Here is a 1,300-nt window from a genome sequence, read left to right as displayed (position 1 = left end):
ACCCATGCGTCGCCAGCGTCGTAAAGCTCTTGGAGAACAGCTTGCATAGGCTCAGAAATCGCCAAGCGCTTCAGAACGCGCCGGGCGAATTTCACAGAAACAGGATCATCGCCCTCACTGGCTGAGTGAGCCTTCAGTGCCGCCTCAGGCTCGTTTGGGACCTCGACTGCGGCAGCAACTGACTGAACGCCAAGATTTTTGGCAACTTCGCTCAGTTCGTCAACCGAGCCCTCAAACACGAAAAGCTTCATATCTACCCCTTTTTGATCAAGTAAAGCCAAGCATGAAGCTACATATAAGCTTCAGGCTTTCCTTGGCAAGCCTTAAAGTGACTAAAATTCGCTTTTTGGCACTTTTTAGATATCTTAAGCTTATCTGAAGGCTGACGAAGCGTTTGGCTTCGAGGTCTCGATTTAGTTGGGAGCGTGATGGTCCGGTTTTGGTGTGTCGGGAAATCCGGAAACCCCGCAGCGGCAGCCCATTCCACGTTTCGCCCTGGCGGAGGCTGATGGGTCAAAGGCCCTGAGGTGGATCAGCCGCCCTTAGCATAGCCACTGCAACATCGAACAAAAGGCCAGATAGGATCAATTGGCCGGGACATAGGGATCGACCCAGAAGGCACAGAAGCGACGGCCGGTGGTTCCGGTGACCAGCTCGCCCCCTGCCGATGTACAGAACACCCCCGGACGTTTCCCGAACGCCCGTGCATCGCCGCGTCCCTGGATCAGGAGCAGCGCCACGATGCCCAGAACGGCCCCCAGAGCGGCAATCCCCCCAAAGACCGCCAGACCCCCTCCGAAGCTGTAGAGGGCCTGCTGGCGGCCTTTGACGGCTTCCAGGCGCATATGGTTGGCGGCGGCACTGATCTGATCCTCCAGCCCCCTCACGGCCTGTCCTGCGGCCTCCTGGGCGGCGGTAAGGCTGTCGCGGTGCATGCGGCGGGACATCTCGGCCGCGGTGCTGCCGATCTGCCGGTTCTGCTCCAGGGCGTCGATGGTGATCTTCTGGACCGAGGCCCTGAGCTTTGCCGCCTCGGCCTTGGTGGTTGCGGTGGCGGTGAGGTTGCCCACGTCCTGGCGCAGGAGCCGCACCTGGTCGGTCAGATCGGCAATCAGTTCGGCGGGGGATTTGGCAACGGCGCTCATGCGGTGCCCGCCTTCGCGTCCAGCTCGGCCAGCAGTCCGGCAATCTCTTTCTGATCGACCTCCCGGGTAGCGTTCTTGCGCAGGGTGGCCGCCATCCATCTGGCGATCTTCGGATCCTTCAAAGCTTCTGTCGTGACGATGGCGCCGACGATGAT

At 60.0% G+C, this 1,300-nt stretch carries 2 protein-coding genes; both read right to left on the bottom strand.

The window, feature by feature from the left end:
* Positions 1–251: hypothetical protein (locus TW83_RS18985; protein WP_045984352.1), on the bottom strand; the 251-nt coding region annotated here is incomplete at its 3' end.
* Between the two features lie 333 nt (positions 252–584).
* The gene (locus TW83_RS18980) at positions 585–1,145 is read right to left on the bottom strand and encodes a hypothetical protein (RefSeq protein ID WP_045984351.1); all 561 of its coding nucleotides are present in this window, start codon (positions 1,143–1,145) and stop codon (positions 585–587) included.
* Positions 1,146–1,300 lie beyond the last annotated feature (155 nt).

Source organism: Paracoccus sp. S4493 (genome assembly GCF_000967735.1).
GTDB classification, from domain to species: Bacteria; Pseudomonadota; Alphaproteobacteria; order Rhodobacterales; family Rhodobacteraceae; genus Paracoccus; species Paracoccus marcusii.
This window is presented reverse-complemented; position numbering and strand designations above follow the sequence as displayed.

Coding starts and splice junctions, on each gene's coding strand:
- TW83_RS18980 (WP_045984351.1), bottom strand. CDS start 1,145: ATGAGCGCCGTTGCCAAATCCCCCGCCGAACTGATTGCCGATCTGACC.